Raw genomic sequence first — 23,686 nt, 5'->3', positions numbered from 1 at the left:
GCCTCATCGCGGGCAAGTCGGATCGCCGCCCGCTCGCTCCTACAGAAGAGGAAATCTGTCGTGTCCCGGTGTTCGGGAGCGGCCCCGTATCACATACAAGGAATTCAACATGCCCAACCCTATTGTCCGTTCTGCCTTGTTCGTGCCGGGCAGCCGTCCCGAGCGTTTCGGCAAGGCCCTGGCCAGCGGCGCCGATGCGGTGATCGTCGATTTCGAGGACGCCGTGGAAGAGCCGCTCAAGCGCCAGGCCCGGGACAACCTCGAGCAGTTCCTCAGCAGCCAGCCCCAGGTCAGGCTGTGGGTACGGGTCAATGCCCCGGAACATGCCGAGCATGCCGCCGACCTGGTGTTCTGCAAGCGTCACGCCGGGGTCGTCGGCATCCTGCTGCCCAAGGTCGAAAGCGCCGCCCAGGTGGCGACCGTGGCGGCTACTGGCAAGCAGATCTGGCCGATCATCGAAAGCGCGTGCGGGCTACTGGCCCTGGCGGAAATCGCCCGGGCTCCTGCGGTGCAGCGCCTGTCTTTCGGCGGCCTGGACCTGGCGCTGGACCTCAACCTCAGCAGCGGTTCGGCGGCGGCGCAGTTCGCCCTGGACCAGGCGCGGCTGGCGCTGATCCTGCATTCGCGCGCCGCCGGGTTGGTCGCGCCGCTGGATGGCGTGCACCCGGCCATCGACGATCCGCAAGGTTTGCGCCACTCCATCCGCCACGCCTACGAAATGGGCTTCGGCGGCGCCTTGTGCATCCACCCGAAACAGGTGCCGGTGATCCACCAGGCCCTGGCCCCCAGCGCCGAGGACCTGGCCTGGGCGCAACGGGTGGTGGACGCCGGCAGCCACGGCGCTGGCGCCTACCAGATCGACGGCCAGATGGTCGATGCGCCGGTATTGCTGCGAGCGCAGCGACTGCTGGCGCTGAACCCGTGACAGCCGCAACCTGGTCGGCGCGTTACCAACTGCCGTAGGGAATGCCGTACTTCTCTATGTAGCGTTTGGACCCTTCACTGATCTGGTAGGCGTAACGGCCATTGGTTTTGCCTTGACTCGGTCCTAATGGTTCAACTTCAGCTTGGACGCGGGTGACTTTGATTGGGTGATGACATTCATCTCTTACCCAGACCTGGACAATGCCTCCCGGCGCCAGCCCTAGATTGACTGAGGCCATATAGCTGGCGGTTTGCTGTGGCGTTTCCGGGCACCGACGGGCCGTGGTCTTGCGCATGATCTGTCGGGCCTCTTCCGGGATATCGACCCATACCCGATAGGTTTGCGGTTCAACCACCGATTGCCAGCGCACGAAAATGCGTTTGGGCAGGTCGGCACCCACCACGGATTTGCCATCGATACCAACTCCGTCCCAGCCTCTGGCCCATTCCTTTTCGTAACCAGGGCGGCCACCCGCAGCAGTCCCACCAGTGCGGTGAAACTGTTTTCCGTTGATGTCCTCTACCGTGCTGTCTTCAACCCAGACTTTCATGTAATAGGGTTCGGTAAATCCAAGTTCCCACCAAGGGTTTTTGGGGTCGTTTTTTCCTGAAAGTGGGTCGCTGGCCTGGCAGCTAGTCAACAGCAGTGCACCCAGCAGGGCGATGAATACTCTCATTACCAAAGCGTCCAGTCAGGTACGTGAGGGAACGTGATTATTGAGCAGCGCTTCGATATCAGAAGGGGATCTGCCTACCAACTGCCATAGGGAATGCCATATTTCTCTATGTACCGCTTGGAGTTCTCGGACTGGGGGTAATAGCGCCCGTTTGATTTACCCAGGTGCGGTCCCAGCGGTTCAACTTCAGCTTGGACACGGGCGACTTTGATCGGGCGGTAGCATTCGTCTCTTACCCAAACCTGAATGATTCCTCCGGGGGCAAGACCCAAATAAAGGGATGCCAGATAAGAAGAGCCACGTTTGGGGTACAAGGCGCAACGTCGGGCGGTCGCCTTGCGCATAATCTGTAGGGCTTCTTCCGGGATATCCACCCAAGCCCGATAAGTCTGTGGCTCTACCACAGATTGCCAGCGGACAAAGATGCGCTTGGGAAGATCAGCCCCTACCACCGGCTTGCCGGTATCTCCGACGCCATCCCAACCTCTGGCCCATTCCTTGTCATAGCCTGGGTTGCCACCAGCAGCAGAACCACCGCCAGTCCGGCGAAACAGTATGCCGTTGATATCCTCTACCGCTGTGTCTTCAACCCATACCTTCATGTAATACGGCTCAGTGAAGTTGAGGCTCCACCAAGGCAAGTGAGGATCATTCTTTCCGGATAGCGGGTCACTGGCCTGACAGCCAGTCAATAGCAGTGCGCCCAGTAGGGCGATGAATACTCTCATTACCAAAGCGTCCAGTCAGGTACGTGAGGGTGTTGCACTCGCACGGCATCCGCCGTGGGGGCGTTGATGTATACGACTTTAAGGCTGCCGCCATCCTGTTTGCCAAGCGGGTGGTTCCAGTGGGCCGAGAGATGGATATAACGCAGCTTGAGCATGGTCTCCTCGGCTGGAGTCGTACTGTAGTCACCGGCGACAAATCTGTCACAAAGGGCTTGAAGCTCTTGCGGGATGGCGTAATCCGGATCTTGTTCGTCGATAGTGTTGAAGCGTACGCCGTTTTCCTTGGCCAACTCATACATCACACGGAGATACACCCTCGATAGTCTGTTGCTCATCGGGCGCTTGAGCTGCAGGCCGGCATACACGCGTTTTTGTCGTAAACCGAGGCGATCCTGTGGCAGAACCATCGGTTCCGGTATGACGATCTCCAGCCATTGTGCGGGCCAGCCCTTGGCCAACCAGCGTTTTCTTGTCTGGGCCGCTTCCCGGTAAATCGAGGTCTGGGTCACGTCAGTATTGATTGGCACTTCCAGCGCTTGCATCGGACTGACCAGGACACACTCCTGCACCTCATCCAGATAACCGCCGCCGATATCCGAGTGTGCGCCGGGCAGGGTGATTTCCATGTGGTCGGGTTTGACCCGGCTCAGGGCAAAGTTGGCGCGGTACTCGTCGCGGGCAACCAACTGGACGACTGAGCGAAAGTAGCGACGGTCGAGGTGCAGCTTGATACCTGGAGCAATGGCGCTGCGTACATTACCCAGATTGCTCAGCCCGGCAACCGACGGCACTGTATCGAACAGGCCGATGAAGCCCATGTCTAGGTCGTTACCGTATTGCCGGTTGAAGCGGGGGCTGAAAGCATTGGAGTGGTCGTGCAGAATCAACTCGAGTGGCCCGAGCCAGCGTACGACTTCATTGGCGAAATGTCGGGCCGCCGCGGCGCCACGGCTAAAACCGAAGGTGTCAAAGATTAGCGAAGCAATTTCACAGTCAGGGTTTTCTTGCTGGAAGTTCTGAATGATCACTTTTATGTGTTCAAACGATTGTCGTACCCGTCCAGTCACGCCTGTATTTCCACGCCCTGTGCCAGAGACGATCAAGCTGTCCTTCTCTCCAGTCTGAGTGCCAATACCCTCGACATAGATTGAGCGGAAAGCCCGCTTTTGCAGGCCGTCTCCTTCAGCTCTCTGGTTGGAAAAGTACAAATCACTCAACCGCTTAACATTACTCACATCATTCCCATAACTACTCTCCGGATCCTTCATATACGGCTTGCAACTGCCATCGATATCCCTGGCTTCAATGGCATGCTGCGCCCCGCAAATCTGGCCCATGGCCGAGTTGCTGGCGTTGTTGCCGGTGCCATCAAAGAACACACCGATGCGCAGCGCCACCTGGACCTTTTCAGGTGGTGGTGCGGGCTCTTTGGCGTATTTCTCGTACTGGGCCCAGAGCTGTTCGCCGTAGCTGGGTTGTTCGGTCTCGGCGGAGCGTTCAGCAGAGTGCTGATTGGGGTTGGCGGGCCGAAGAAGGCTGGGCATTGGCCCGGGTCCGTTGCTGGCCATGGGTGGTCCTGGTTCAGGCGAAAGGGGCGCTGGAAACCGTACCGGGAATGGCGGGCGATGGATTTAGGAGGAATCTGCAAGAGGCTGGGCAGGTGCTGATTCCGGCGTAGGGGAAATGGAATTTCAGAGGGGGATTGCCGAGCGCGCGCGGCGTTCGGCTGAGGCGAACGCGGGTATCAAAAATTCAAAATTCTCAATACGCGTGCCCTTAGGCACTCTGCGATCAACCACAACAATAAGAAGGTGAAGTCCATGTTCAAGCTCTCCCGGGCGTTGTTCTGTGCCGCCGCATTGCTGGGCGCCGGTCTCGCGCAGGCTGCCGACCCTATCGTGATCAAGTTCGCCCACGTGGTGGCGGAAAACACCCCCAAGGGCCAGGGCGCCCTGTTGTTCAAGAAGCTGGCCGAGGAGCGCCTGCCGGGCCGGGTCAAGGTCGAGGTGTACCCGAACTCCTCGCTGTTCGGCGACGGCAAGGAAATGGAGGCGCTGCTGCTGGGCGACGTGCAGTTGCTCGCGCCATCCCTGGCCAAGTTCGAGCAGTACACCAAGAAGATCCAGATCTACGACCTGCCATTTCTCTTCGACAACCTCGCTGCCGTCGACCGTTTCCAGCACGCCGAGGGCAAGCAACTGCTGACCGCCATGCAGGACAAGGGCATCCTCGGCCTGGCCTATTGGCACAACGGCCTCAAGCAGCTGTCGGCCAACAAGAAACTGGTGGAACCCAAGGACGCCCGCGGCCTGAAGTTCCGCGTGCAGGCCTCCAGCGTGCTGGAGGAGCAGTTCAAGGCAGTGCGCGCCAACCCGCGCAAGATGAGCTTCGCCGAGGTCTACCAGGGCCTGCAGACCGGCGTGGTCAATGGCACCGAGAACACCTGGTCGAACTATGAAAGCCAGAAGGTCCACGAGGTGCAGAAGTACTTCACCGAGACCGACCACGGCCTGATCGACTACATGGTGATCACCAACGTCAAGTTCTGGACCGGCCTGCCGCCGGATGTGCGCGGCGAGCTGGAAAAAATCATGGCCGAGGTCTCGGTGGAGGTGAACAAGCAGGCCGAAGCCCTGAACCAGACCTCCCGGCAGAAGATCATCGATGCCAAGACCAGCGAAATCGTCGCCCTGACCCCCGAGCAGCGTAACGAGTGGCGCGAAGCCATGCGCCCGGTGTGGAAGAAATTCGAGGGCGATATCGGCGCCGACCTGATCCAGGCCGCCGAAGCCGCCAACCAGGCGCAATAACGACCTGCATCCCGGCCGCTGCGCTCGCAGCGGCCCATCGGCAGCCGCTACCGGGCTGCACTCCACTGGCACTTTCGCGGAGAACCTCAATGCACAGGCTGAGGCGGTTCTGGGAACATTTTGAAGAGGCGTTCATCGCCTTCCTGCTGGCGGCCATGACGCTGGTGACTTTCGTCTACGTGGTGCTCAACAACCTCTACCCGCTGTTCTACTCCATCGGCGATGCCTGGGAAGGGGGCAGCGCGCTGTTCCTGGGGATCGGCGACTTCCTCATGGAGCTGGCCCAGGAGATGGTCTGGAGCGTGGCGCTGACCAAGATGCTGTTTGGCTGGCTGATCTTCTTCGGCATTTCCTACGGTGTGCGCACCGCCGGGCACCTGGGGGTGGACGCGCTGGTCAAGCTGGCCTCGCGCCCGGCCCAGCGCCTGCTGGCGGTGATCGCCTGCCTGTGCTGCATGGTCTACGCCGGGCTGTTCATGGTCGCCAGCTTCAAGTGGCTGATGGCGCTGATCCAGGCCGGCATCGAAGCCGAGGACCTGGACCAGTTCGGCATTCACCTGTCGCATATCGCGATGATCGTGCCCTTCGGTTTTGCCCTGGTGCTGATCCGCTACCTGGAAATCATGTGGCGCATCCTCATGCGCGGGCAGATCAACCTGGGCCTGGCCGATGAGGCGGCCGAGGCCAGCAAGCTTGCCAGTCACCACGAGGATCAGCACTGATGGCCATTCTCTGCCTGTTTCTGATGCTGTTCGTCTTCATGTTCCTCGGCGTGCCGATCGCCATTTCCCTGGGGCTGGCCGGTGCCACCTCGATCCTGCTCTTCAGCCCGGACTCCCTGAGTTCCCTGGCGATCAAACTGTTCGAGACCTCCGAGGCCTACACCTTGCTGGCGATCCCGTTCTTCCTGCTGTCCGGGGCTTTCATGACCACCGGCGGCGTGGCGCAGCGCCTGATCGATTTCGCCAACGCCTGCGTCGGGCACATCCGTGGCGGCCTGGCGATTGCCGCGGTGCTGGCGTGCATGCTGTTCGCCGCGCTGTCCGGTTCGTCGCCGGCAACGGTGGCGGCGGTGGGCTCGATTGCGGTGGCCGGCATGGTGCGTTCCGGTTACCCACGGGAGTTCGGCGCCGGGATCATCTGCAACGCCGGGACCCTGGGCATCCTGATCCCGCCGTCGATCGTCATGGTGGTGTACTCGGCGGCCACCGAAACCTCGGTGGGCAAGCTGTTCATGGCCGGGGTCGTCCCGGGGCTGCTGCTGGGCGTGATCCTGATGGTGGTGATCTACATCGTCGCGCGGATCAAGAAGCTGCCGGCGCAACCGCGGGTGTCGTTCCGCGAATGGCTGAGCACCGCGCGCCGGGCCTTCTGGGGCCTGCTGTTGCTGGTGATCATCCTCGGCGGCATCTACAGCGGCCTGTTCACCCCGACCGAGGCGGCGGCGGTGGCGGCGGTGTATTCGGCCTTCGTCGCGCTGTTCGTCTACAAGGACATGCGCCTGCGCGACTGCCCGAAAGTGCTGGTGGAGTCGGGTCGGCTGTCGATCATGCTGATGTTCATCATCGCCAACGCCATGCTCTTCGCCCATGTGCTGACCACCGAGCAGATCCCGCAGCAGATCACCACCTTCGTCATGGATGCCGGGCTGTCGCCCATCGGCTTCCTGCTGATGGTCAACGTGGTGCTGCTGGTGGCGGGTAGCTTCATGGAGCCCTCGGCCATCGTGCTGATCCTGGCGCCGATCTTCTTTCCGATCGCCATGAAACTGGGCATCGACCCGATCCACCTGGGCATCGTCATGGTGGTCAACATGGAAATCGGCCTGGTGCATCCGCCGGTGGGCCTGAACCTGTTCGTCACCTCGGCGGTGACCGGCCTGAGCCTGGGCCAGACCATCCGCGCGGCGCTGCCGTGGCTGATGATCCTGCTGGCGTTCCTGATCCTGGTGACCTACGTGCCGTTCATTTCCCTGGCGCTGCCGAACTGGTTGGGGATGAACTGAAACGCTGGGCGTACATGGTCTCTGTAGGAGCCAAGCTTGCTGGCGATGAGGGCCTTTGGGGCGATGCTGTTCTTGAGACCGTCATCGCGGGCAAGCCTCGCTCCTACGGGGGCGTGGTGCGGAATCGAGATGGACACGTTTCTGTGGGCGCCAGGCTTGCCGCGATCAACCCTCGTTCACCGCGCCGGCACCCGCCACAGATACCAGGCCGCCACCGTGCGGTGCGGGCGCAAGGACAGGCCGATCTCGATCATCTGCTTGCGCGTCGGCTGCCGCTCCAGGCCTTTCAGGCGGCGGTAGCCTTCGCGCACGCCGAAGTCGTCGGCGGGCAGGATGTCCAGGCGTTCCAGGCTGTAGATCAGCAGCATCTCCACGGTCCAGCGACCGATGCCGCGCAGGCTGGTCAGGCGCTCGATCAGCGCCTCATCGTCCATGGCCCGGGCCGTCTCGTAATTCGGCACCACACCGCGCAAGGTCGCCTCGGCAATACCACGAATGGTGGCGATCTTGCCGGCGGAAAAACCGCAGGCACGCAACTGCTCGAAATCGGTGGCGAGGATTTGTTCGGGGGAGGGGAAGGCCGCCGGGCCATACAGGCCAAGAAAACGCCCGAGAATCGCATCGCCAGCGCGGGCGTGCAGCTGCTGATAGGCAATCGCCCGCACCAGCGCCTCACAGGGCTCGCGGGCCGGCTTGGTCTGGTGCAGGCACGGGCCGACCGCCTCGACATGACGAGCCCAGTCAGGGTCGAGCCCGGCCAGAAAGGCGCGGGCCTCAAGCAATGGATCGGGCATGGAAAGTCCTGGGCAATGGGCGTCGCCAGAGATTAACCAGCAATGCCCGGCGCTGCACTCGGTCTCTTGCGCTGGAATTGCCTGAGCTAGATCGAACGCTGATTGACCCGGCTGGACAGCGCCGCGGCGCTTTCCTTGCGTTCCGAGTAGCGGTCCACCAGCAGGTCGGCGCGGCCGCGCAGGAGCAGGGTGAACTTCATCAGTTCTTCCATCACATCCACCACCCGGTCGTAGTAGGGCGAGGCCTTCATGCGGTCGTGGTCATCGAATTCGAGAAAGGCCTTGGGCACCGAGGACTGGTTGGGGATGGTGAACATGCGCATCCAGCGGCCCAGCACACGCAGCTGATTGACCGTGTTGAACGACTGCGAGCCGCCGCAGACCTGCATCACCGCCAGGGTCTTGCCCTGGGTCGGGCGTACCGCGCCGAGGGTCAGGGGGATCCAGTCGATCTGCGCCTTGAACACCGCCGACATCGCGCCATGGCGTTCCGGCGAGCACCAGACCTGGCCTTCGGACCACAGCACCCGTTCGCGCAGTTCCTGAACCTTGGGGTGATCCACCGGCGCATCGTCCGGCAGGGGCAGGCCGCTGGGGTCGAAGATGTAGGTTTCGGCGCCGAGGAATTCGAGAATGCGCGCCGCTTCCCGGGTCAGCAGGCGGCTGAACGAGCGCTCGCGGGTGGAGCCGTAGAGCAGCAGGATGCGCGGTTTGTGCGCGGCTGCTGTCGGGGTCTCCAGATGCTCCGGCGCCAAGGCTTGCAGCAGTTCAAGGTCAAGGGCGGACAGCTGTTCTTCGCTGTGCTTTTGGTCGTCGCTCATCACAGCGCTCCGATGCGGTCGAGGGCATTTTTCAGCTCGGTGGGCGAAAGGTGGTCGAGGTCCAGGGCGAAGAAGGCGGCGAAGCGCTGGCGGATTTTCTGCACGGTCTGCTCGAAGGCGGCCTGGATCGCCTGCTCATCGCCCTGGACTTCCGAAGGATCTTCCAGCCCCCAATGGCTTTTCAGCGCCGGGCCGAAATACACCGGGCAGGGCTCGCCACCGGCCTTGTCGCAGACGGTGATGACGATATCGGGCGGGCTGTCGGCGAAGACTTCCGAACCTTTGCTGTACAGGCCTTTGGTGCTGACGCCGGCCTGTTCCAGGGTGGCCAGGGCGCGGGCGTTGAGCGTGCCACTGGGGAAGCTGCCCGAACTCACCGCCTGATGAGCGGCCGGCGCCAGATGGTTGAACAGGGCTTCGGAAAGAACGCTGCGGCAGCTGTTGGCAGTGCACATGAAGAGGATTTTCATCGGGGCTTCCGGGTAGAAGGATTGGGCCATGAGGTTAAACAGGCGTCACTGGCCTGTATATATGGTTATTCGAATATACGGATGCGAAGGCGCGTTGCCAAGCTGCCGATAGGGCCGGGCGACCGAACGCAAGCTGCGCGTCTCGGTCCGGATCGGGCAGGGGATTTACCCGGTGTCTATGCTTCAGGTTCGGCGCAGGCCGAAGAGGCCAGGCCTGTCCATGAGGTTTACCGGGCCAGGCTTCATCTCTCTGCCTATGGGTGAACGCTATGCAAACCCCTTCCACACCTCGGGATCCGGACCCGATGTCGCACGGCACAGCCATCGCCTATGCGATCGGCCTGCCGCTGACGCTGCTGGGATTGATCTTCCTGCCGGCCGGCACGATCGCCTGGTGGCCCGGCTGGATATTTCTCGCCGTCATGACCCTGGGCTTTGGCGTTTCGGCCCTGGTGCTCGCCCGGGTCAACCCGGTGATCTACCGCGCGCGCAGCCGCTTCCAGGCGGGCACCAAAAGCTGGGACAAAAAACTGCTGGCGATCATCCTGCCGGCGATGGCGGCCGTGCTGCCGGTCGCCGCGCTCGATGCCGGGCGGCTGCAGGGCTCGGCTGTTCCGGCCTGGCTGGTGCTGGCGGGTTATCTGGCGGTGCTGGCGGGCATCGCAGTGACCGGCTGGGCGCAGGCGGTGAACCCGTTCTTCGAGCCGGGCGTGCGGATCCAGTCCGAGCGGCAGCAGCGGGTCATCGATAGCGGGCCTTACCGTTTTGTGCGGCATCCCGGGTATCTCGCCGCGTTGTGCCTGTTCTTCGGCATGGCATTGGCGCTGGGATCGTTCTGGGCACTGCTTCCCGCCGCGCTGGCGGCGGCGCTGCTGGTCCTGCGCACGTCATGGGAGGACCAGCTGTTGCAGGCCGAGTTGCCCGGTTATGCCGACTATTGCCAACGGGTGCGCTGGCGCTTGTTCCCCGGCCTCTGGTAATGGCAAGGAGGCGCCAGGGCATGGCGCCTCCGCGGTATGGCCAGGGCAATGTCGGGTCTACAGCAGTTGGTCGATCAACACCGCATTGCTATAGATCAGGCTGCCATCGCTGGCTCGATGCCCCACCAGATGGAACTGGCCGCGGCCGTGTTGCAGGTAGACGCGCATCCGGCAGTCGGACAGGGGGGTGTACCCCTCGGGCATGATCAGCTCCATGGTGTCCATGTCGACGTCGACCATGGCCTCCTGTTCATGGGTTTTCTGCAGGCGTTCCTCGGCTTCTTCCAGGCGCAGGTGCAGGGGACCATCGACGTAGAAATGGATCTCTCCCAGCGGCATGGATTTTTGCCCATCGCTGGACTTGCACCAGCCTTCGATCGTCAGGGCGCTCATGACGAGACCTCCATTGTGAATGTCGGGGCTTTGTGGCGCTGCCCCATTCTCAATGCCATCACTGTTCAGACCGCCGCGAGGGGCGGTTCGTTTCCTTGGCGGGCGCCTGGCGGGCTACCGCGGGTCGCGTCAGGTCTTCGCGGGCCGATGGCTGCAGGCGCCAGGCTTTTGCCAGCTTGCGGGCAGCCTTTTCTGGCAGCACCGTGGATCCGCTGTGCCGCACCGCCTTGGCATGCTCGGCAAGCCCTTCGACCAGTGCGGCCCATTCCGGCCGTGGGTCGTTGACATAGTCCCAGCCCAGCCCCAGCCAGGGGCAACGCCCACCGATCCAGGCCTGCACCGCGGGTGTCGCGCGCCGGATATAGTCGGGGGCCTTGGCCGCCTTGGGCCGGAGCGCGCGCGCCTTGACGGCCGGTATTTGCAGCTGTGGGGTGCCGTCTGGCTCCCGGGTCACCCGCATGGCCCCGAGCAAGGCGATGTCGAAAGGCACCGGCTGGCCCTGGGCGGTATAGAAATACGCCAGGCGCCGGATGCTGTCGTAGTCGGCAACGGCGCGGTACAGGTAGGCGCAGATCACCCCCAGCATGGGGTCGGCATGCTTTTTATGGCACACGCCGGCGGCGAACTGGTCGATGTCTTCGGCCTGTAGCCGGCCAGCGGCGAAATCGTCGATCGCGCCGAGCATCGCCAGGTATCTGTCGGGGGCCTTGGGCATTCCGTAGGCCTGGAAAATATCGCCGAGGGGGCTGGGCATCACCACGGCGTACTGACCCGCATAAGGCACCACCGGCGTGGAGGTGCCATCGGCCAGCGCCACCAGGACCGGCATCCCCTGGGGATCGCTGGGGGCGTGGAACGTCTCGAACAGCGAGGTACTGTCCAGTCGCTCGATCGGGTTGCGGGACAAGAGCTTCGCGCCCTCGCCGTAGATGATCAGGTTGGCCTCGCCGGGGTCGCCGATCTGTTTCATCCTGCGGCGAACCTCGGTGGCCGCGGACTGGCGCATCTCGGCGGCGGCATCCGCTTCCAGGCGCTGGACCAGCGCCTTGACCTTCTGTTTCTTCTCGGGAAAGCGCGGGCTCTGCTGGCGGAGCACCACCAGGTCCTGCAGCAGCTCCTTGCTGGAGTCGGGAATGCTGATTATCTGGTCGGCGGGAACTGTCAGGTCGTGCTGCTTGAGCCCGAAATCGGCGCCGAGCATGCGCTGGCGAAAGGCCGCGTCGCTGTGGACCCGCTCAAGGTTATGCTCGGCGGAATCCACCGGGCCGGCCGCCGGGGACGGCCCCATGGTGGCGGCGTTGCCCGCGGCCGGCCAGGGCTGCAACCCGGCGGGGCCCGGCAACGGCTGGGCGGTGTTGTAGAGCACGGCCGGTTCCGGATCGACCAGGCACTGCGGGTTGAGCTTGAGGCGATATTCTTTCGCCCGCTCGGTGGTGCGCGAGCGCACGCACATGCCGAGGGTCGCGGTGGTGATCAGGCCATTGCTGATGGCGGTCGGCTCGATGCCCCACAGCGCATCGGCGATCACCCCGGAGAACACGCATTTGCCCGGAGCGCCGGACATCGGCTCGGACACCATGTAACCCAGCTGCCCGTCCTGGCAGGCAGCGAGGCGATCGAACCTGGGGTTTTCCACTTGCGTGCCTTGCACGACGATCCCGCGCACCGCATCCAGTCGCGTCAGGTCGAGGTTCTTCGGCGCTTCGCGGCAGGCATCGGTGATCAGGGTGATGCGCTGCACGCCGTGCAGCAGCAACTCGGTGTAGAACGAGTCGGCCAGGACCCGGTATTTCTGGCGCAGCGAGTCGCTGAACAGCCAGGAGATCGAGCCGATATTCGTGTCGGTCAGGCCATGGCCGCAAAACGCCAGGATCAATTGCTCGACCACTTCGGCGCCCGCGGGGAACAGCTCGTCCACCGCTTGCTGCACCCGCTCGCGGGTGACCGGGTTGCCCTGGCCGTCTATGGGGCCGTCGTCGACGATCCTGACGTTGTCGGCGCCGAAGCCCGAGCGCAATGCCCAGTCGCCGATCGAACGGGCGGCGAGCACGGCGCCGTCCAGGTAGGCGAAACGCAGTGTCTGGTTGGGTAGCGGCGTCAGCGTGCTCACGCCGATCGTCAGGCAGGTCCGTCTAGTCATGGGCGTGCGCCACCTTGCGCGTCATAAGGAGCCAGAGATCGAGTCGAGGGAGAATCACTGGCCAGTGCCAGCGTGGCCGATCGCCCGGTGCCAGGCGCTCGACCAGCATGATGGCCCCGGCCACCAGCATCAGTGGAATGTGCCAGGCCCCGCCCAGCAGCGGCACCAGCATCCAGGCCCAGCACGAAGCGATGCACAAGGCCCCGTGGGTTGCGCCGAACACCAGGCAATCGCGGTCGGCGGCCCAGCCGAACAGGCCGATCCGGCGCAGGCGGTGGCCACGGTTGAGCGCCGCGCGTTGCCACGGGCTGGCACTCCACAGCAAGGCAACCAGCAGGGCCGTGGCCAGCGCCGCGCCGGCGACGCTCAGTTGCAGCAGCAAGGCGAGCCCCATCAGCAGCGGCCCGGCGGCCATCCATAAGATCGTGTAACCGAGCAGGAAGCCGAGCGCCGCACGGATGCGCCGGCGCGGCAGGCTGGAGTGCCAGACATGCAGGAGCGGCATCGCCAGCAGGGGCGGCATCATCGCCAGCAGCATCAGGGCCCAGTCCGCCAGCATCTGTTGCGCCGGGTTCAGGGCCAGTTCCGCTTTCAGCGCGGTGGGCCAACTGGTGACGATGGACAGCCCCTCCACGGAACTGCAGAAGGCGGGAAGGCTGCGGTGCCCGGCGGTGTAGAGGCACAGGGCCAGGCCCAGCCCGGCCGTCGCGAACAGCAACGGCCAGGGCGCCCGGGTGAAGCTGAGCAAGACCGGTCCGGGTTGCATGAGGCGTGACTCAGCTGACGATACCACTGCGCTTGAGCACGCTGATCCGCTCCACGGTCACCGGTTTATCCGCCGAGACCTGCTCGCCCGGGACCAGGGTCACCCGCAGATAGTCCGGGTTGAAGTCGCCGGCATCGGTCAGGCGCTGGGCCAGGTCGGTGATGTCGATGGTATAGCCGAGGCCGTGGCCGCCGTGCCCACCGTCCGGGCGCGAGGCGACGTTCAGCCCGAACAGCGTCAGGCTGCCGGCATGGCACTCGGGATGCTGCTGCGGATCGCTGTCTTTCGGCAGGTTGATGTAGACCGCAAGCTGCGGCGAGGGCGCGGAGCCGCGCACCGATTCCAGCGCCAGGTAGAGCCGGGTCACCGGCTGGCCCAGGTCCGTCGCGCCCATCGCGGCGATGCCGGTGCTGGTGGCCTGGCGGTCGAGGTCGACCTGGGTGCGTACTGGCGAGCCGCCGACCGTGACCACCGATCGGTTGGCGCCGATCGGTTCGATGTTCTGTTGTTCCGGCGCACCCATCTTGACCCGTGTCACAGCCTCTACTCCTGGTTTCACGCCCGTGCCGATGCTCAAGTCGGCATAACGCGGATGCAATTTGCCATCCTTCAACGTGTCGCGGCCGGTGAATTTCATGCCAGGGTCACCGCCACCGACCGCCGGCATGATGAAACGGCGGTCGGCCGGACCGTCGAGCCAGCGCGGATCACGGACCATGGTCTTGCCCGGAGTGTTCATCCAGGCTTCCCAGAGCCGGTCGACGTTGCAATGGTGCAACCAGAAGATCGGGTCCAGGGCGGCGAGGTACGGATCGGCCATGAAGCCTTCGCCACCGCCGATCAGGCGATGCACGGTGTTGTGCGGGTTGTTCTCCAGGTCGCCGGTCCAGCGGGCGAACTGGGCGAAATTGCCGGTGACCCCGCCACCGAAGCCGATGCTGCCGTCATTGCCGACCTGGAAATCGTTCTCCTGCATCGCCGCCAGGCTGAAGGCATCGAGGGAGTTCGGCCGCAGCGTGGTAAAGCCCTGCCGGCGAGGGTATTTCTTCAGCGGGTTGGGGCTGCCGTCCGGCAGGGTGTCCGCCAGGAACGCCTCCGGGGCCCGCCGCGCATCCGGGTTTTTGCTATTGAGGTAGTTCCAGTACGGAAGCGCCCAGTCGTCGCCCGTCAGTTCCTTGACCTTGGCCGCGACGATCGCCTCGAAGGCCGCCAGGTAACCGCGGTGCCAGGACAGGAAGTACCAGCTGCCGTGCTGGCACTGGCTGCCGTAGGTAAAGTTGGTCAGGTCCTTGGGAACCGGATCGGAATCGCCCAGGACATTGACCTCGACCCACAACTGCCGATCGAAGCCGTGGATGGCGCCGAGAAACTTCCAGCTGTTGCGGTTGGTGATCGGTAGTTTGTCCAGTTCGCGCATGGCCAGCGCGTAATTGAGCAGGACCTTGTTGTTCCATCCGGAGCCGAGTGTTGCCACATCCTGTCGAATCGTGTTCATGAATGCACCTTCCTTGCAGCATCAGGCCAGGTGGCGCGTGTGGCGCCACACCCCTCGCAATCCTTTGCCGCTGGCGACTTCATGTTCACGGCGGAACTGCGCTCATGAGGCCCGCTGTGCTGGTGCGCGCCTCTGCGAAAATGAGTATAGAAGCCCGGCAAAAACGCCATGGCCGATTCCCGTTATCCCGATGAACGACACGGGTTTTGGCTCCTTAAGCAGACGGGCGGGGGATTGGCCTGGGTGTAATGGAAGGAACCTTTGTTCACAACGCCTGCAGCAGGCGCTGCAACTGCTGGTGTTCCCAGATGCTCAGCAGCTTGACCGGGTCGGTGCCGTAGCGCTGCCAGGCGTCGAGCGTCTCGACCCGGCCATCCGGCGAATGGCATTGCTCGCAATGGCTCAGGGTCTGGCCATGGTTGACCAGGGTCAGGGTCCAGCCTTCGATATCGAGCCGCACCTGCCAGCTATCGTCCGCCAGCAAAACGCGGTGGCTCGATGGACCCAGGGTGCGGGTGCCGAGCGCCAGCTCTCTGAGTACCTGGCAGATTTCCCGGGCGGTGAGGGTGGGGGGGCTTTGCATAGGGACGATCTCGGGCATGGACGGCGGCTATTTTGCCATTGTTGCCGGCCAGCATCGGGCGGGATGACTGATTTCTTGAGCCGAAAAAAATGCCCGTATCGCGCGATACGGGCATTTTCCATGAACCTCCACCTGGTCCAGGCGAGGCCATCAGCGGTATTCAAAGAAGGGGGCAAGGCTTACTTGGCGGACTTTCGCACGCTGGACGAACGCCAGGCCTTTTCTTCCCCTGGATGCTGCACGGTCAGGTAGGCCCTCACGCCCAGTCCCGCCAGACAAAAGACCATGCCTGCGATGAATTGAAATGTAGTCATGACATGCCTCCAAAACAATCAACAGCGGACCATCTCATTTAAGTGGTGCCGGGGCCAGCCGGAGTTGTTACAGGTTGTCTAAGGACGAGGTCATCCTGCTGATGCAGGAGGGCGTAACGGCAACGGTGCTGGTTCGGGGTTCAGCTGGTCGGCACCCGGGCTGGTGCTGCGGCGTCGACTCGCCAATCCCGGCCGAGGATGTCAGAAGATCACGTCCCAGTCCTTGCGGGTAAAGGCGCTGATCTGGCTGTAGCGGCCACCTTCGGAGCCGATGTTCAGGTCGCCATTGAAATCGGGATAGATCACTCGCCCGCTGGACAGCGGCAGCAGCGCCACCTTGAGTTTCTCTTGCGGGCTGGAGGTGAACTTCAGGTCGTCAATGTTCGGTGCCATATGGGGCAGAGCATAACGTGCCCGCTTCAGCTCGCCGACATAGCTGTAGATCATCGGGGTCTGGTGGTCCTGGCCCCGGGGGCGGTAGGTCTGTGAGTAGCCGATGATGGTCAGGGTCCGGCCCTTGATCTCGACAAACATGAAGTCCGGGGTCTTCTCGGTGATTTTCGTGCTGTCTTCCAGCAATCGCATGGCTTCGACACCCGTGATCAGGCTGTTGTCTTCATGACCGCTACTGTCGTAGGCGTGAAAGCCGTTGAGCTCGGTCATGGCCCGGATCAGCAGCTCCTTGGACGGATCAGGGTGCATCCAGCGGATGGGGCGGTCGCAACCGCCGAGTAGCAACATGGGCAGGGCAAGCAGCAGGGCGAACAGCGGACGGCTAGTCATGGGGCGGGAGATTCCTTTCAGTGGGTGATACGTCTGGGAGCAACGACGGGCATGGTCGCGCACCTCAGGCGGACTGTCATTCGGTAGATGACAGGTTGTGCGGGTTGCCTACATAACGTTGAGGTTATTGGATCCAATAAATCGGGATTCTTTAGCCGCACACAGCCACAAGATCATCAACAGTCTGTGCCGGCTGAGTCTGGTCGATAATCGCCCGAAAAAATCGATAGATGATTGTTTTAATAAACGATTGATTTCTATTGAGTAAATAAAAGCATCTCAGTATTTCTCCATGGATTTCAGTCGTCTTTCCAGGGATTGGTTCAATCTCAGCTCTTGTTAATGGATCCACTGAATGATTGATTAGCCACCTGGCGATGGCGGGTCCCTCCCGACCGTCCCCGATAAAAACTACAAGAAGGGTCTCGTCATGAATGGCTTATCAAGGGCGCGGAACTGCCTGGGTTCCGTCCGCCGTCTGTCTGTGTGCACGCTGCTGTTTTCCCTCTCGCTGTCGCCGCTATGCGCTGGGGAGGTGCGGTCATGACGCTCGACCTGAAGAGCCGCGTGGACAGCGGCCCGATGAGCGCGTTCCAGTGCCTGGCCATCGGCATCTGCATTGTCTTGAACATGATCGACGGTTTCGACGTGCTGGTGATGGCCTTCACCGCGGCCTCGGTCTCGGCCGAGTGGGGGCTGAACGGCGCGCAGGTCGGCCTGCTGCTCAGCGCCGGATTGTTCGGCATGGCGGCGGGTTCGCTGTTTATCGCGCCCTGGGCCGACCGGTTCGGCCGGCGTCCGCTGATCCTGTTCTGCCTGGCGCTGTCCGGGCTCGGCATGCTGCTCTCGGCCCTGAGCCAGACTCCCTTGCAACTGGCGCTGTTGCGCGGCCTGACGGGGCTGGGTATCGGCGGCATCCTGGCCAGCAGCAACGTGATCGCCAGCGAGTATTCCAGCAAGCGCTGGAGAGGTCTCGCGGTCAGCCTGCAATCCACCGGTTATGCCCTGGGCGCCACCTTGGGCGGGCTGTTGGCGGTGTGGTTGCTGGGCCATTGGGGTTGGCGCTCGGTGTTCCTGTTCGGCGGGGCGGTGACCTGGCTGGTGATTCCCCTGGTGCTGCTGTGGCTGCCCGAATCCCTGGACTTCCTGCTTGCCCGTCGCCCCGGCAATGCCCTGGCGCGGGTCAATCGCCTGGCCCGGCGCCTGGAGCAGCCCGAGCTTGAACAGTTGCCGCCAGAGGTGCCGAGGCAACCCGGCGCGCCCAGCGGTTTCGGCCAGTTGCTGGCGCCGGCCATGCGCCGCACCACCTTGCTGATCTGGCTGCTGTTTTTCCTGGTGATGTTCGGCTTCTACTTCGTCATGAGCTGGACCCCGAAACTGCTGGTGGCCGCCGGGCTGTCGGCGCAGCAGGGGATCACCGGCGGGGTGCTGCTCAGCGTCGGCGGGATCTTCGGCGCGGCGCTGATCGGCGGCCTGGCCTCGCGCTGGCCGCTGGGCCGGGTGCTGGCGCTGTTCATGCTGATCACCGCCGGCCTGCTGGTGCTGTTCGTCGGCTCGGCCTCGTCGATTGCCGCGGCGCTCGGCCTGGGGTTGCTGATCGGGCTGTTTTCCAACGGCTGCGTGGCCGGCCTCTATGCGCTGTCGCCGATGGTCTATGACGCCTCGGTGCGCGCCACGGGCGTTGGTTGGGGCATCGGTATCGGCCGCATCGGCGCGATCCTTTCGCCGACCGTGGCCGGCTTCCTGCTGGATGGCGGCTGGCAACCGCTGCATCTGTACGGGGTGTTTGCCAGTGTGTTCGTGATTGCCGCCGGCTGCCTGTTGCTGCTCAAGCCGGCCCGGGCCCGGGCGCAGCCGGCGATGGCCCGCGTCTAGCCCTGGCTCTGGCCCTGGCCGCTGATGATGGCGTCGGCGATGGTGTCGCAGAACCAGCGCAGGGCGGCGGAGCTGTCGCTGTTGGGGTGCCAGTTCAGGGACACGGCGAACTCGGCCACCGGGAACGGCAGTTCGAGCAGCTTCAGCTCGCCTTCATGGATGAACAGCCGGGCGATCTGCGCCGGCAGCACCGCCAGCAGGTCGGTGCCGGGAATGATTTTCGGCAGCACCGAGAAGTGCGGCACATGCAGGCTGATGCGCCGTTCCACGTTCATGTTTTTCAGCACGTCTTCGACATTGCCGTGGCCGGTGGTGCGGGTCACGGCGACGTGCCGTTCGGCGAGGAACTGTTCCAGGCTCAACTGCTGGTCGATGCGCGGGTGGCCGGTGCTGAGCAGGCACACATAACGCTCGTGCATCAGCACTCGGCTGCGGACGCCGGGGACCGGCTGGCGGCAGATCGCGGCATCGACCTTGCCGCTGGCCAGCCACTCGCCGACCTGGTCCACCTGCAGCGGCAGGACCTCGACTTCGGCCAGCGGCGCGTCCTGGTTCAAGCGCGCGAGGATCAGCGGCAGAAAGCCGATTTCGCCGAGGTCGGAGAGGGCGATGCGAAAGCGCCGCTCGGTGCTCGCCGGGTCGAAGTGGCGACAGCCCTGCACGGTGCTTTCGATGCGGGTCAGGGATTCGCGCAAGGGGCCATACAACTGCTCGGCGACAAAGGTTGGCTGGATGCCGTCGCGGGTGCGGCTGAACAGGGCGTCGTCGAACAGCTCGCGCAGGCGCGCCAGGCCATAGCTGACCGAGGGCTGGGTGACGAACAGGCGCTCGGCGGCCAGGGTCACGCTGCGGGCTTCGTAGAGGGTGACGAAGGTGCGGATCAGGTTCAGATCGATGTGGCTCATGCTGGCTCTGGATATAGACCGGTTTTATTTTTGATAGAGATAGTATCGATTTGATCAATTTTGTAGCGGCTGCAAGAGTAACCCGAAATCCAATAACAAGGGTCCTTATGAAAACCGTTCACTCTGCGTCCTACGAGATTCTTCGCGAGCAAGGCCTGACCACCATCTTCGGCAATCCTGGCTCCAACGAGCTGCCGTTTCTCAAGGGCTTTCCCGAGGACTTCCGCTACATCCTCGGCCTGCACGAAGGCGCGGTGGTCGGCATGGCCGACGGTTATGCCCTGGCCACTGGCAAGCCGACCTTCGTCAACCTGCATGCCGCCGCCGGTACCGGCAACGGCATGGGCGCGCTGACCAATGCCTGGTACTCCCACAGCCCGCTGGTGATCACCGCCGGGCAGCAGGTGCGCTCGATGGTCGGCGTGGAAGCGATGCTGGCCAACGTCGATGCGGCGCAACTGCCCAAGCCCCTGGTCAAGTGGAGCCACGAGCCGGCCTCGGCCCAGGACGTGCCGCGCACCCTGAGCCAGGCGATCCATATGGCCAGCCTGGCGCCACGCGGGCCGGTGTATGTGTCGATTCCCTATGACGACTGGGCCTGCGCGGCGCCGGCCGGGGTCGAGCATCTGGCGCGGCGCCAGGTGGCCAACGCCGGCCTGCCTTCGGCGGCGCAACTGCAAGCGCTGGCCGAGCGCCTGGCGGCGGCACGCAGTCCGGTGCTGGTGCTCGGCCCGGATGTCGACGGCAGTGGCAGCAACGGCCTGGCGGTGCAGCTGGCGGAAAAACTGCGGATGCCGGCCTGGGTCGCGCCTTCCGCTTCGCGTTGCCCGTTCCCCACCCGTCATCCGTGCTTCCGTGGCGTGCTGCCGGCGGCCATCGCCGGGATCAGCCGCTGCCTGGCCGAGCACGACCTGATCCTGGTGGTGGGCGCCCCGGTGTTCCGCTACCACCAATACGCCCCGGGCGATTACCTGCCGGCGAACTGTGAACTGGTGCACCTGACTTGCGATCCGGGCGAGGCGGCGCGGGCGCCCATGGGTGATGCGCTGGTGGGCGACATCGCCCTGACCCTCGAAGCCCTGGTCAACGTGCTGCCACAGAGCGAACGGCCGCTGCCGAGCGCCTTGCCGCTGCCGGCGCCGGTGCGCGAGGAGGGCGGCCTGCTGCGCCCGGAAACGGTGTTCGACCTGATCGACCAGTTGGCGCCGCGGGACGCGATCTACGTCAAGGAATCCACCTCCACCGTCGGCGCGTTCTGGCAGCGGGTGGAGATGAGCGAGCCCGGCAGTTACTTCTTTCCTGCCGCCGGCGGTCTGGGCTTCGGCTTGCCGGCCGCGGTCGGCGTGCAACTGGCGACGCCCGGGCGGCGGGTGGTGGCGATCATCGGCGACGGCTCGGCCAACTACGGCATCACCGCGCTGTGGACCGCCGCGCAGTACGGCATCCCGGTGGTGTTCATCATCCTCAAGAACGGCACCTACGGCGCGCTGCGCTGGTTCGCCGATGTGCTGCAGGTCAGCGATGCACCGGGGCTGGACGTGCCGGGCCTGGACTTCTGCGCCATCGCCCAGGGCTACGGCGTGCAGGCGCAGCATGCGGCGACCCGCGCCGAGTTCGCCGCCGCCTTCAGCGCGGCCCTGGCCGGCAATCGCCCGGTATTGATCGAGGTGCCGACCCTGACCATCGAACCCTGATTCTCAAGGACTGAGCTTGCGCCGGGCTGCAGGCCCGGCAATGCCAACCGCGCCTTGCGCACACTCACCACAACAATAAAAAGAGGTGGCTATGAACACGACTTCGGTCAGTGAAGTGATGGAGGGGACGCCCCGGCAATCGCGGCCTGTTGCCGGCAGTGCCGATATCGGCACCTTGCTCGATGACGGGCCCTACACCGGGATGCAGAAGATCGTGGTGTTGCTGGCCGCGCTGTCGATCGTGATGGACGGTTTCGACGGTCAGCTCATCGGTTTCGCCATACCGCTGATGATCAAGGAATGGGGGATCACCCGCGAGGCCTTCGCCCCCGCGGTGGCCGCCGGGCTGATCGGCATGGGCATCGGCAGTGCCTGCGCCGGGCTGTTCGCCGACCGTTTCGGCCGGCGCATGGCGGTCATCGCCAGCGTGATCCTGTTCGGCACCGCGACCTGCGCCATCGGCCTCTCGCCGGATGCGCTGACCGTGGCGGCGCTGCGCTTTATCGCCGGGCTGGGCATCGGTGGTGCCTTGCCCAGCGCCACCACCATGACCGCCGAATTCACCCCGGCGCGCCGCCGCACCCTGGCGGTCACGGCGACCATCGTCTGTGTGCCCCTGGGCGGGATGCTGGCGGGGCTGTTCGCCTCCCACGTACTGCCGCTGTATGGCTGGCGCACCTTGTTCTTTATCGGCGGCAGCCTGCCCATCGTCCTGGGCCTGTTGCTGCTGGCGACCTTGCCGGAGTCGCCGCGTTTCCTGGCGCGCCGGCCGCAGCGTTGGGGCGAGTTGACCGCGCTGCTGGGACGCATGGGCCGACCCATGCCCGAGGGCGTGCGCTACACCGATGCGCTGGAGCAGAAGAGCGAGCAGCAGGGCGGCTTCCGTGCCTTGTTCGCCCCGGGTTACGGGCGCGATACCGTGGCGGTCTGGGTGGCGTTTTTCATGTGCCTGACCGCTGTCTACAGCGCCTTCAGCTGGCTGCCGACCATGCTCCTGGCCGAAGGCTTGCCGCTGGCGCTGGCCAGTTCGGGCCTTACCGCCTACAACCTGGGCGGGGTGATCGGCGCGCTGGTCTGTGCGGTGGCCATGACCCGCTGGGGTTCGTTCTGGCCGCTGCTGATCTGCTGCGCCGGTGGCGCGGCCAGCGCCTTCGCCATGCAGGCGGTGGACGTCGACCAGAACACCAGCCTGCTGATCTTCGGCTTTGGTGTACACGGCCTGTTCGTCAACGCCGTGCAGTCCACCCTCTATGCGCTGTGCGCCTTTATCTATCCCACCGCCGTGCGCGCCACCGGCACCGCATCGGCCCTGGCCTTCGGGCGCATGGGCGCGATCCTCAGCGCCTTCGTCGGCGCCACGGTGATCACCCAGGGCGGCGCCCACGCTTACCTGACGTTGCTCGGAACGGTGATGGTCTTGGCGCTGATCGCCCTGGTGCTGGTGCGCCGCCATATTCCCCGGCGGGTGCCTGGATCAGCCCGGGCCGACAAGCAGCACCTTGCCGATCAACCCTCACAGCCATAAGGAGGTTCGATGAACATCAGCATTCTCGGAGCAGGCGCCATGGGCTCGCTGTTTGGCGGCCTGCTGGCGGAAAGCGGGCAGCAGGTCACGCTGCTGGACATCAACGACACGCACCTGGAGGCGATCCGCCGCCAGGGATTGCGCCTGGAGACCGACAGCGGCGACCGACGCATCGGCGGCCTGAGCGCCTGCCGGCCAGAGCAGGTAACGGGCCAGCCTGACCTGCTGCTGGTCTTCACCAAGGCCCAGCACACCGACAGTGCGCTGCGCAGTATTGCCGGCCATATCGGCGAGCACACGCGGGTGCTGACTTTGCAGAACGGCCTGGGCAACGCCGAAGCGCTGTGCCGCCATGTCGCCCCGCAGCGGGTGATGATCGGCATGACCACCTGGCCCGCCGACATGGCCGGGCCGGCCCATGTTCGCTCCCATGGCCAGGGCGTGGTCCGGCTGATGTCGCTGGAGGGTGTCGAACGCCAGGCCAGCAACCAGGTGGCTGCGGTGCTGGAGGCGGCGGGGCTGCAATGCGCGGTGGACCCGCAGGTCTGGACTTCGATCTGGGAGAAGGTGGCGTTCAACGCGGCCTTGAACAGCCTGTGCGCCGTCACCGGTTGCACGGTGGGGCAACTGGATGCCGCGCCGGAAGGCGTGGCGCTGGCCCGGGCCATCGTGCTGGAGGTGCTCAGCGTCGCGCAGTCGGTGGGGGTGGCAACGGATGCGCAGCACTGCCTGGAGACTGTGGCTTATGCCATCGCCCACCACCGGACGCACAAGCCGTCGATGCTGCAAGACGTGCTGGCCGGGCGGCCCACGGAAATCGGCGCGATCAACGGCGAGGTCCTGGCCAGGGCGCGCCAGGCCGGCATCGCCGTGCCGCACACCGAAACCCTGCTGGGGCTGCTGCGCCTGATCGAGGCGCGGGCGGCCACTGGAGGTGGTCATGAATAGTCACGCAAACCCGGTTCGGCGCCCTGAGTCACGAGCCCATTTTTCCTGTGAGTCCT

At 64.2% G+C, this 23,686-nt stretch carries 23 protein-coding genes; 9 read left to right on the top strand and 14 right to left on the bottom strand.

The genetic code is table 11. The annotated features are described in order from the left end of the window. Positions 1 to 109 precede the first annotated feature (109 nt). A complete protein-coding gene (locus NRG23_RS06280; RefSeq protein ID WP_257374042.1) occupies positions 110 to 925 on the top strand; it encodes a CoA ester lyase in 816 nt (271 codons plus the stop codon). Between the two features lie 22 nt (positions 926 to 947). Here NRG23_RS06280 and NRG23_RS06275 read toward each other — a convergent pair whose 3' ends face one another. From NRG23_RS06275 to NRG23_RS06265, 3 genes are all read right to left on the bottom strand, one after another. Then, positions 948 to 1,601: a DUF2931 family protein gene (locus NRG23_RS06275; protein ID WP_257374041.1), complete on the bottom strand. Its 654-nt coding sequence runs from the start codon at positions 1,599 to 1,601 to the stop codon at positions 948 to 950. 74 nt (positions 1,602 to 1,675) lie between these two features. Next, the gene (locus NRG23_RS06270; protein ID WP_101282281.1) at positions 1,676 to 2,329 is read right to left on the bottom strand and encodes a DUF2931 family protein; all 654 of its coding nucleotides are present in this window, start codon (positions 2,327 to 2,329) and stop codon (positions 1,676 to 1,678) included. Next, a complete protein-coding gene (locus NRG23_RS06265; RefSeq protein WP_101282282.1) occupies positions 2,329 to 3,897 on the bottom strand; it encodes a DUF2235 domain-containing protein in 1,569 nt (522 codons plus the stop codon). The genes NRG23_RS06270 and NRG23_RS06265 overlap by 1 nt, the downstream gene beginning before the upstream one ends. 252 nt (positions 3,898 to 4,149) lie before the next feature. Here NRG23_RS06265 and dctP point away from each other — a divergent pair, with 252 nt between their 5' ends. From dctP to dctM, 3 genes are all read left to right on the top strand, one after another. Beyond that, positions 4,150 to 5,139: a C4-dicarboxylate TRAP substrate-binding protein DctP gene (gene dctP, locus NRG23_RS06260; RefSeq protein WP_257374040.1), complete on the top strand. Its 990-nt coding sequence runs from the start codon at positions 4,150 to 4,152 to the stop codon at positions 5,137 to 5,139. A gap of 89 nt (positions 5,140 to 5,228) precedes the next feature. Continuing rightward, positions 5,229 to 5,861, top strand: coding sequence for a TRAP transporter small permease (locus NRG23_RS06255; RefSeq protein ID WP_257374039.1), 633 nt, complete (start codon positions 5,229 to 5,231; stop codon positions 5,859 to 5,861). Further along, positions 5,861 to 7,144 (top strand): C4-dicarboxylate TRAP transporter large permease protein DctM, encoded by a 1,284-nt coding sequence (dctM, locus tag NRG23_RS06250; RefSeq protein ID WP_025809386.1) that lies wholly within the window; start codon positions 5,861 to 5,863, stop codon positions 7,142 to 7,144. Before NRG23_RS06255 ends, dctM begins: the two co-directional genes overlap by 1 nt. Positions 7,145 to 7,320: 176 nt before the next feature. Here the strand turns inward: dctM and NRG23_RS06245 are convergent, their stop codons facing one another. The 3 genes from NRG23_RS06245 to NRG23_RS06235 all read right to left on the bottom strand — a co-directional run bounded on the left by NRG23_RS06245 (position 7,321) and on the right by NRG23_RS06235 (position 9,229). After that, the gene (locus NRG23_RS06245) at positions 7,321 to 7,938 is read right to left on the bottom strand and encodes a DNA-3-methyladenine glycosylase (protein WP_257374036.1); all 618 of its coding nucleotides are present in this window, start codon (positions 7,936 to 7,938) and stop codon (positions 7,321 to 7,323) included. A gap of 86 nt (positions 7,939 to 8,024) precedes the next feature. Beyond that, complete coding sequence (gene arsH / locus NRG23_RS06240; RefSeq protein ID WP_257374035.1) at positions 8,025 to 8,759, bottom strand: arsenical resistance protein ArsH; 735 nt, start codon at positions 8,757 to 8,759, stop codon at positions 8,025 to 8,027. Next, positions 8,759 to 9,229, bottom strand: coding sequence for an arsenate reductase ArsC (locus NRG23_RS06235; protein ID WP_124303782.1), 471 nt, complete (start codon positions 9,227 to 9,229; stop codon positions 8,759 to 8,761). The genes arsH and NRG23_RS06235 overlap by 1 nt, the downstream gene beginning before the upstream one ends. A gap of 305 nt (positions 9,230 to 9,534) precedes the next feature. Between NRG23_RS06235 and NRG23_RS06230 the strand changes: the two genes are divergently transcribed. After that, positions 9,535 to 10,209: an isoprenylcysteine carboxylmethyltransferase family protein gene (locus tag NRG23_RS06230; protein ID WP_257374032.1), complete on the top strand. Its 675-nt coding sequence runs from the start codon at positions 9,535 to 9,537 to the stop codon at positions 10,207 to 10,209. Positions 10,210 to 10,266: 57 nt separating this feature from the next. Here the strand turns inward: NRG23_RS06230 and NRG23_RS06225 are convergent, their stop codons facing one another. The 7 genes from NRG23_RS06225 to NRG23_RS06195 all read right to left on the bottom strand — a co-directional run bounded on the left by NRG23_RS06225 (position 10,267) and on the right by NRG23_RS06195 (position 16,683). Continuing rightward, positions 10,267 to 10,602 (bottom strand): hypothetical protein, encoded by a 336-nt coding sequence (locus NRG23_RS06225; protein WP_009048545.1) that lies wholly within the window; start codon positions 10,600 to 10,602, stop codon positions 10,267 to 10,269. A 58-nt stretch (positions 10,603 to 10,660) separates the two neighbouring features. Then, positions 10,661 to 12,742 carry a hypothetical protein gene (locus tag NRG23_RS06220; RefSeq protein WP_257374031.1) on the bottom strand — a complete coding sequence of 694 codons (2,082 nt, stop codon included), beginning with the start codon at positions 12,740 to 12,742 and terminating at the stop codon, positions 10,661 to 10,663. After that, positions 12,735 to 13,508, bottom strand: a complete 774-nt coding sequence (locus NRG23_RS06215) for a DUF2182 domain-containing protein (RefSeq protein ID WP_257374029.1) — start codon at positions 13,506 to 13,508, stop codon at positions 12,735 to 12,737. The genes NRG23_RS06220 and NRG23_RS06215 overlap by 8 nt, the downstream gene beginning before the upstream one ends. A 10-nt stretch (positions 13,509 to 13,518) precedes the next feature. After that, the gene (locus NRG23_RS06210; protein ID WP_038631869.1) at positions 13,519 to 15,003 is read right to left on the bottom strand and encodes a tyrosinase family protein; all 1,485 of its coding nucleotides are present in this window, start codon (positions 15,001 to 15,003) and stop codon (positions 13,519 to 13,521) included. A 265-nt stretch (positions 15,004 to 15,268) separates the two neighbouring features. Next, entirely contained in the window at positions 15,269 to 15,586 is a 318-nt protein-coding gene (locus NRG23_RS06205) for a hypothetical protein (protein ID WP_038631871.1), read from the bottom strand. A gap of 179 nt (positions 15,587 to 15,765) precedes the next feature. Beyond that, on the bottom strand, positions 15,766 to 15,900 hold the full coding sequence (locus NRG23_RS06200; RefSeq protein ID WP_016702627.1) for a hypothetical protein: 135 nt from the start codon (positions 15,898 to 15,900) through the stop codon (positions 15,766 to 15,768). A 201-nt stretch (positions 15,901 to 16,101) separates the two neighbouring features. Continuing rightward, the gene (locus NRG23_RS06195; protein WP_009048550.1) at positions 16,102 to 16,683 is read right to left on the bottom strand and encodes a hypothetical protein; all 582 of its coding nucleotides are present in this window, start codon (positions 16,681 to 16,683) and stop codon (positions 16,102 to 16,104) included. Between the two features lie 543 nt (positions 16,684 to 17,226). Here NRG23_RS06195 and NRG23_RS06190 point away from each other — a divergent pair. Next, positions 17,227 to 18,558 (top strand): MFS transporter, encoded by a 1,332-nt coding sequence (locus tag NRG23_RS06190; protein ID WP_101282288.1) that lies wholly within the window; start codon positions 17,227 to 17,229, stop codon positions 18,556 to 18,558. Here the strand turns inward: NRG23_RS06190 and NRG23_RS06185 are convergent. Then, the gene (locus tag NRG23_RS06185; RefSeq protein WP_009048552.1) at positions 18,555 to 19,463 is read right to left on the bottom strand and encodes a LysR family transcriptional regulator; all 909 of its coding nucleotides are present in this window, start codon (positions 19,461 to 19,463) and stop codon (positions 18,555 to 18,557) included. The two genes, NRG23_RS06190 and NRG23_RS06185, sit on opposite strands and share 4 nt — an antisense overlap. Before the next feature lie 107 nt (positions 19,464 to 19,570). On the opposite strand from NRG23_RS06185, the gene mdlC reads away from it, so the two are divergent. The 3 genes from mdlC to NRG23_RS06170 all read left to right on the top strand — a co-directional run bounded on the left by mdlC (position 19,571) and on the right by NRG23_RS06170 (position 23,630). After that, positions 19,571 to 21,157, top strand: coding sequence for a benzoylformate decarboxylase (gene mdlC / locus NRG23_RS06180; RefSeq protein WP_124301442.1), 1,587 nt, complete (start codon positions 19,571 to 19,573; stop codon positions 21,155 to 21,157). Between the two features lie 91 nt (positions 21,158 to 21,248). After that, a complete protein-coding gene (locus tag NRG23_RS06175) occupies positions 21,249 to 22,682 on the top strand; it encodes an MFS transporter (protein ID WP_103331354.1) in 1,434 nt (477 codons plus the stop codon). Between the two features lie 9 nt (positions 22,683 to 22,691). Further along, positions 22,692 to 23,630 carry a ketopantoate reductase family protein gene (locus NRG23_RS06170; RefSeq protein WP_257374023.1) on the top strand — a complete coding sequence of 313 codons (939 nt, stop codon included), beginning with the start codon at positions 22,692 to 22,694 and terminating at the stop codon, positions 23,628 to 23,630. The last annotated feature ends 56 nt before the right edge of the window (positions 23,631 to 23,686 follow it).

The organism is Pseudomonas sp. T8 (assembly GCF_024610635.1).
GTDB classification, from domain to species: domain Bacteria; phylum Pseudomonadota; class Gammaproteobacteria; order Pseudomonadales; family Pseudomonadaceae; genus Aquipseudomonas; species Aquipseudomonas chlororaphis_I.
This window is presented reverse-complemented; position numbering and strand designations above follow the sequence as displayed.

Coding starts and splice junctions, on each gene's coding strand:
- NRG23_RS06210 (WP_038631869.1), bottom strand. CDS start 15,003: ATGAACACGATTCGACAGGATGTGGCAACACTCGGCTCCGGATGGAAC.
- NRG23_RS06200 (WP_016702627.1), bottom strand. CDS start 15,900: ATGACTACATTTCAATTCATCGCAGGCATGGTCTTTTGTCTGGCGGGA.
- NRG23_RS06275 (WP_257374041.1), bottom strand. CDS start 1,601: ATGAGAGTATTCATCGCCCTGCTGGGTGCACTGCTGTTGACTAGCTGC.
- NRG23_RS06170 (WP_257374023.1), top strand. CDS start 22,692: ATGAACATCAGCATTCTCGGAGCAGGCGCCATGGGCTCGCTGTTTGGC.
- NRG23_RS06190 (WP_101282288.1), top strand. CDS start 17,227: ATGACGCTCGACCTGAAGAGCCGCGTGGACAGCGGCCCGATGAGCGCG.
- NRG23_RS06215 (WP_257374029.1), bottom strand. CDS start 13,508: ATGCAACCCGGACCGGTCTTGCTCAGCTTCACCCGGGCGCCCTGGCCG.
- NRG23_RS06270 (WP_101282281.1), bottom strand. CDS start 2,329: ATGAGAGTATTCATCGCCCTACTGGGCGCACTGCTATTGACTGGCTGT.
- dctP (WP_257374040.1), top strand. CDS start 4,150: ATGTTCAAGCTCTCCCGGGCGTTGTTCTGTGCCGCCGCATTGCTGGGC.
- NRG23_RS06225 (WP_009048545.1), bottom strand. CDS start 10,602: ATGAGCGCCCTGACGATCGAAGGCTGGTGCAAGTCCAGCGATGGGCAA.
- NRG23_RS06205 (WP_038631871.1), bottom strand. CDS start 15,586: ATGCAAAGCCCCCCCACCCTCACCGCCCGGGAAATCTGCCAGGTACTC.
- NRG23_RS06220 (WP_257374031.1), bottom strand. CDS start 12,742: ATGACTAGACGGACCTGCCTGACGATCGGCGTGAGCACGCTGACGCCG.
- NRG23_RS06175 (WP_103331354.1), top strand. CDS start 21,249: ATGAACACGACTTCGGTCAGTGAAGTGATGGAGGGGACGCCCCGGCAA.
- NRG23_RS06195 (WP_009048550.1), bottom strand. CDS start 16,683: ATGACTAGCCGTCCGCTGTTCGCCCTGCTGCTTGCCCTGCCCATGTTG.
- mdlC (WP_124301442.1), top strand. CDS start 19,571: ATGAAAACCGTTCACTCTGCGTCCTACGAGATTCTTCGCGAGCAAGGC.
- NRG23_RS06230 (WP_257374032.1), top strand. CDS start 9,535: ATGTCGCACGGCACAGCCATCGCCTATGCGATCGGCCTGCCGCTGACG.
- NRG23_RS06185 (WP_009048552.1), bottom strand. CDS start 19,463: ATGAGCCACATCGATCTGAACCTGATCCGCACCTTCGTCACCCTCTAC.
- arsH (WP_257374035.1), bottom strand. CDS start 8,759: ATGAGCGACGACCAAAAGCACAGCGAAGAACAGCTGTCCGCCCTTGAC.
- NRG23_RS06280 (WP_257374042.1), top strand. CDS start 110: ATGCCCAACCCTATTGTCCGTTCTGCCTTGTTCGTGCCGGGCAGCCGT.
- NRG23_RS06265 (WP_101282282.1), bottom strand. CDS start 3,897: ATGGCCAGCAACGGACCCGGGCCAATGCCCAGCCTTCTTCGGCCCGCC.
- NRG23_RS06255 (WP_257374039.1), top strand. CDS start 5,229: ATGCACAGGCTGAGGCGGTTCTGGGAACATTTTGAAGAGGCGTTCATC.
- NRG23_RS06245 (WP_257374036.1), bottom strand. CDS start 7,938: ATGCCCGATCCATTGCTTGAGGCCCGCGCCTTTCTGGCCGGGCTCGAC.
- NRG23_RS06235 (WP_124303782.1), bottom strand. CDS start 9,229: ATGAAAATCCTCTTCATGTGCACTGCCAACAGCTGCCGCAGCGTTCTT.
- dctM (WP_025809386.1), top strand. CDS start 5,861: ATGGCCATTCTCTGCCTGTTTCTGATGCTGTTCGTCTTCATGTTCCTC.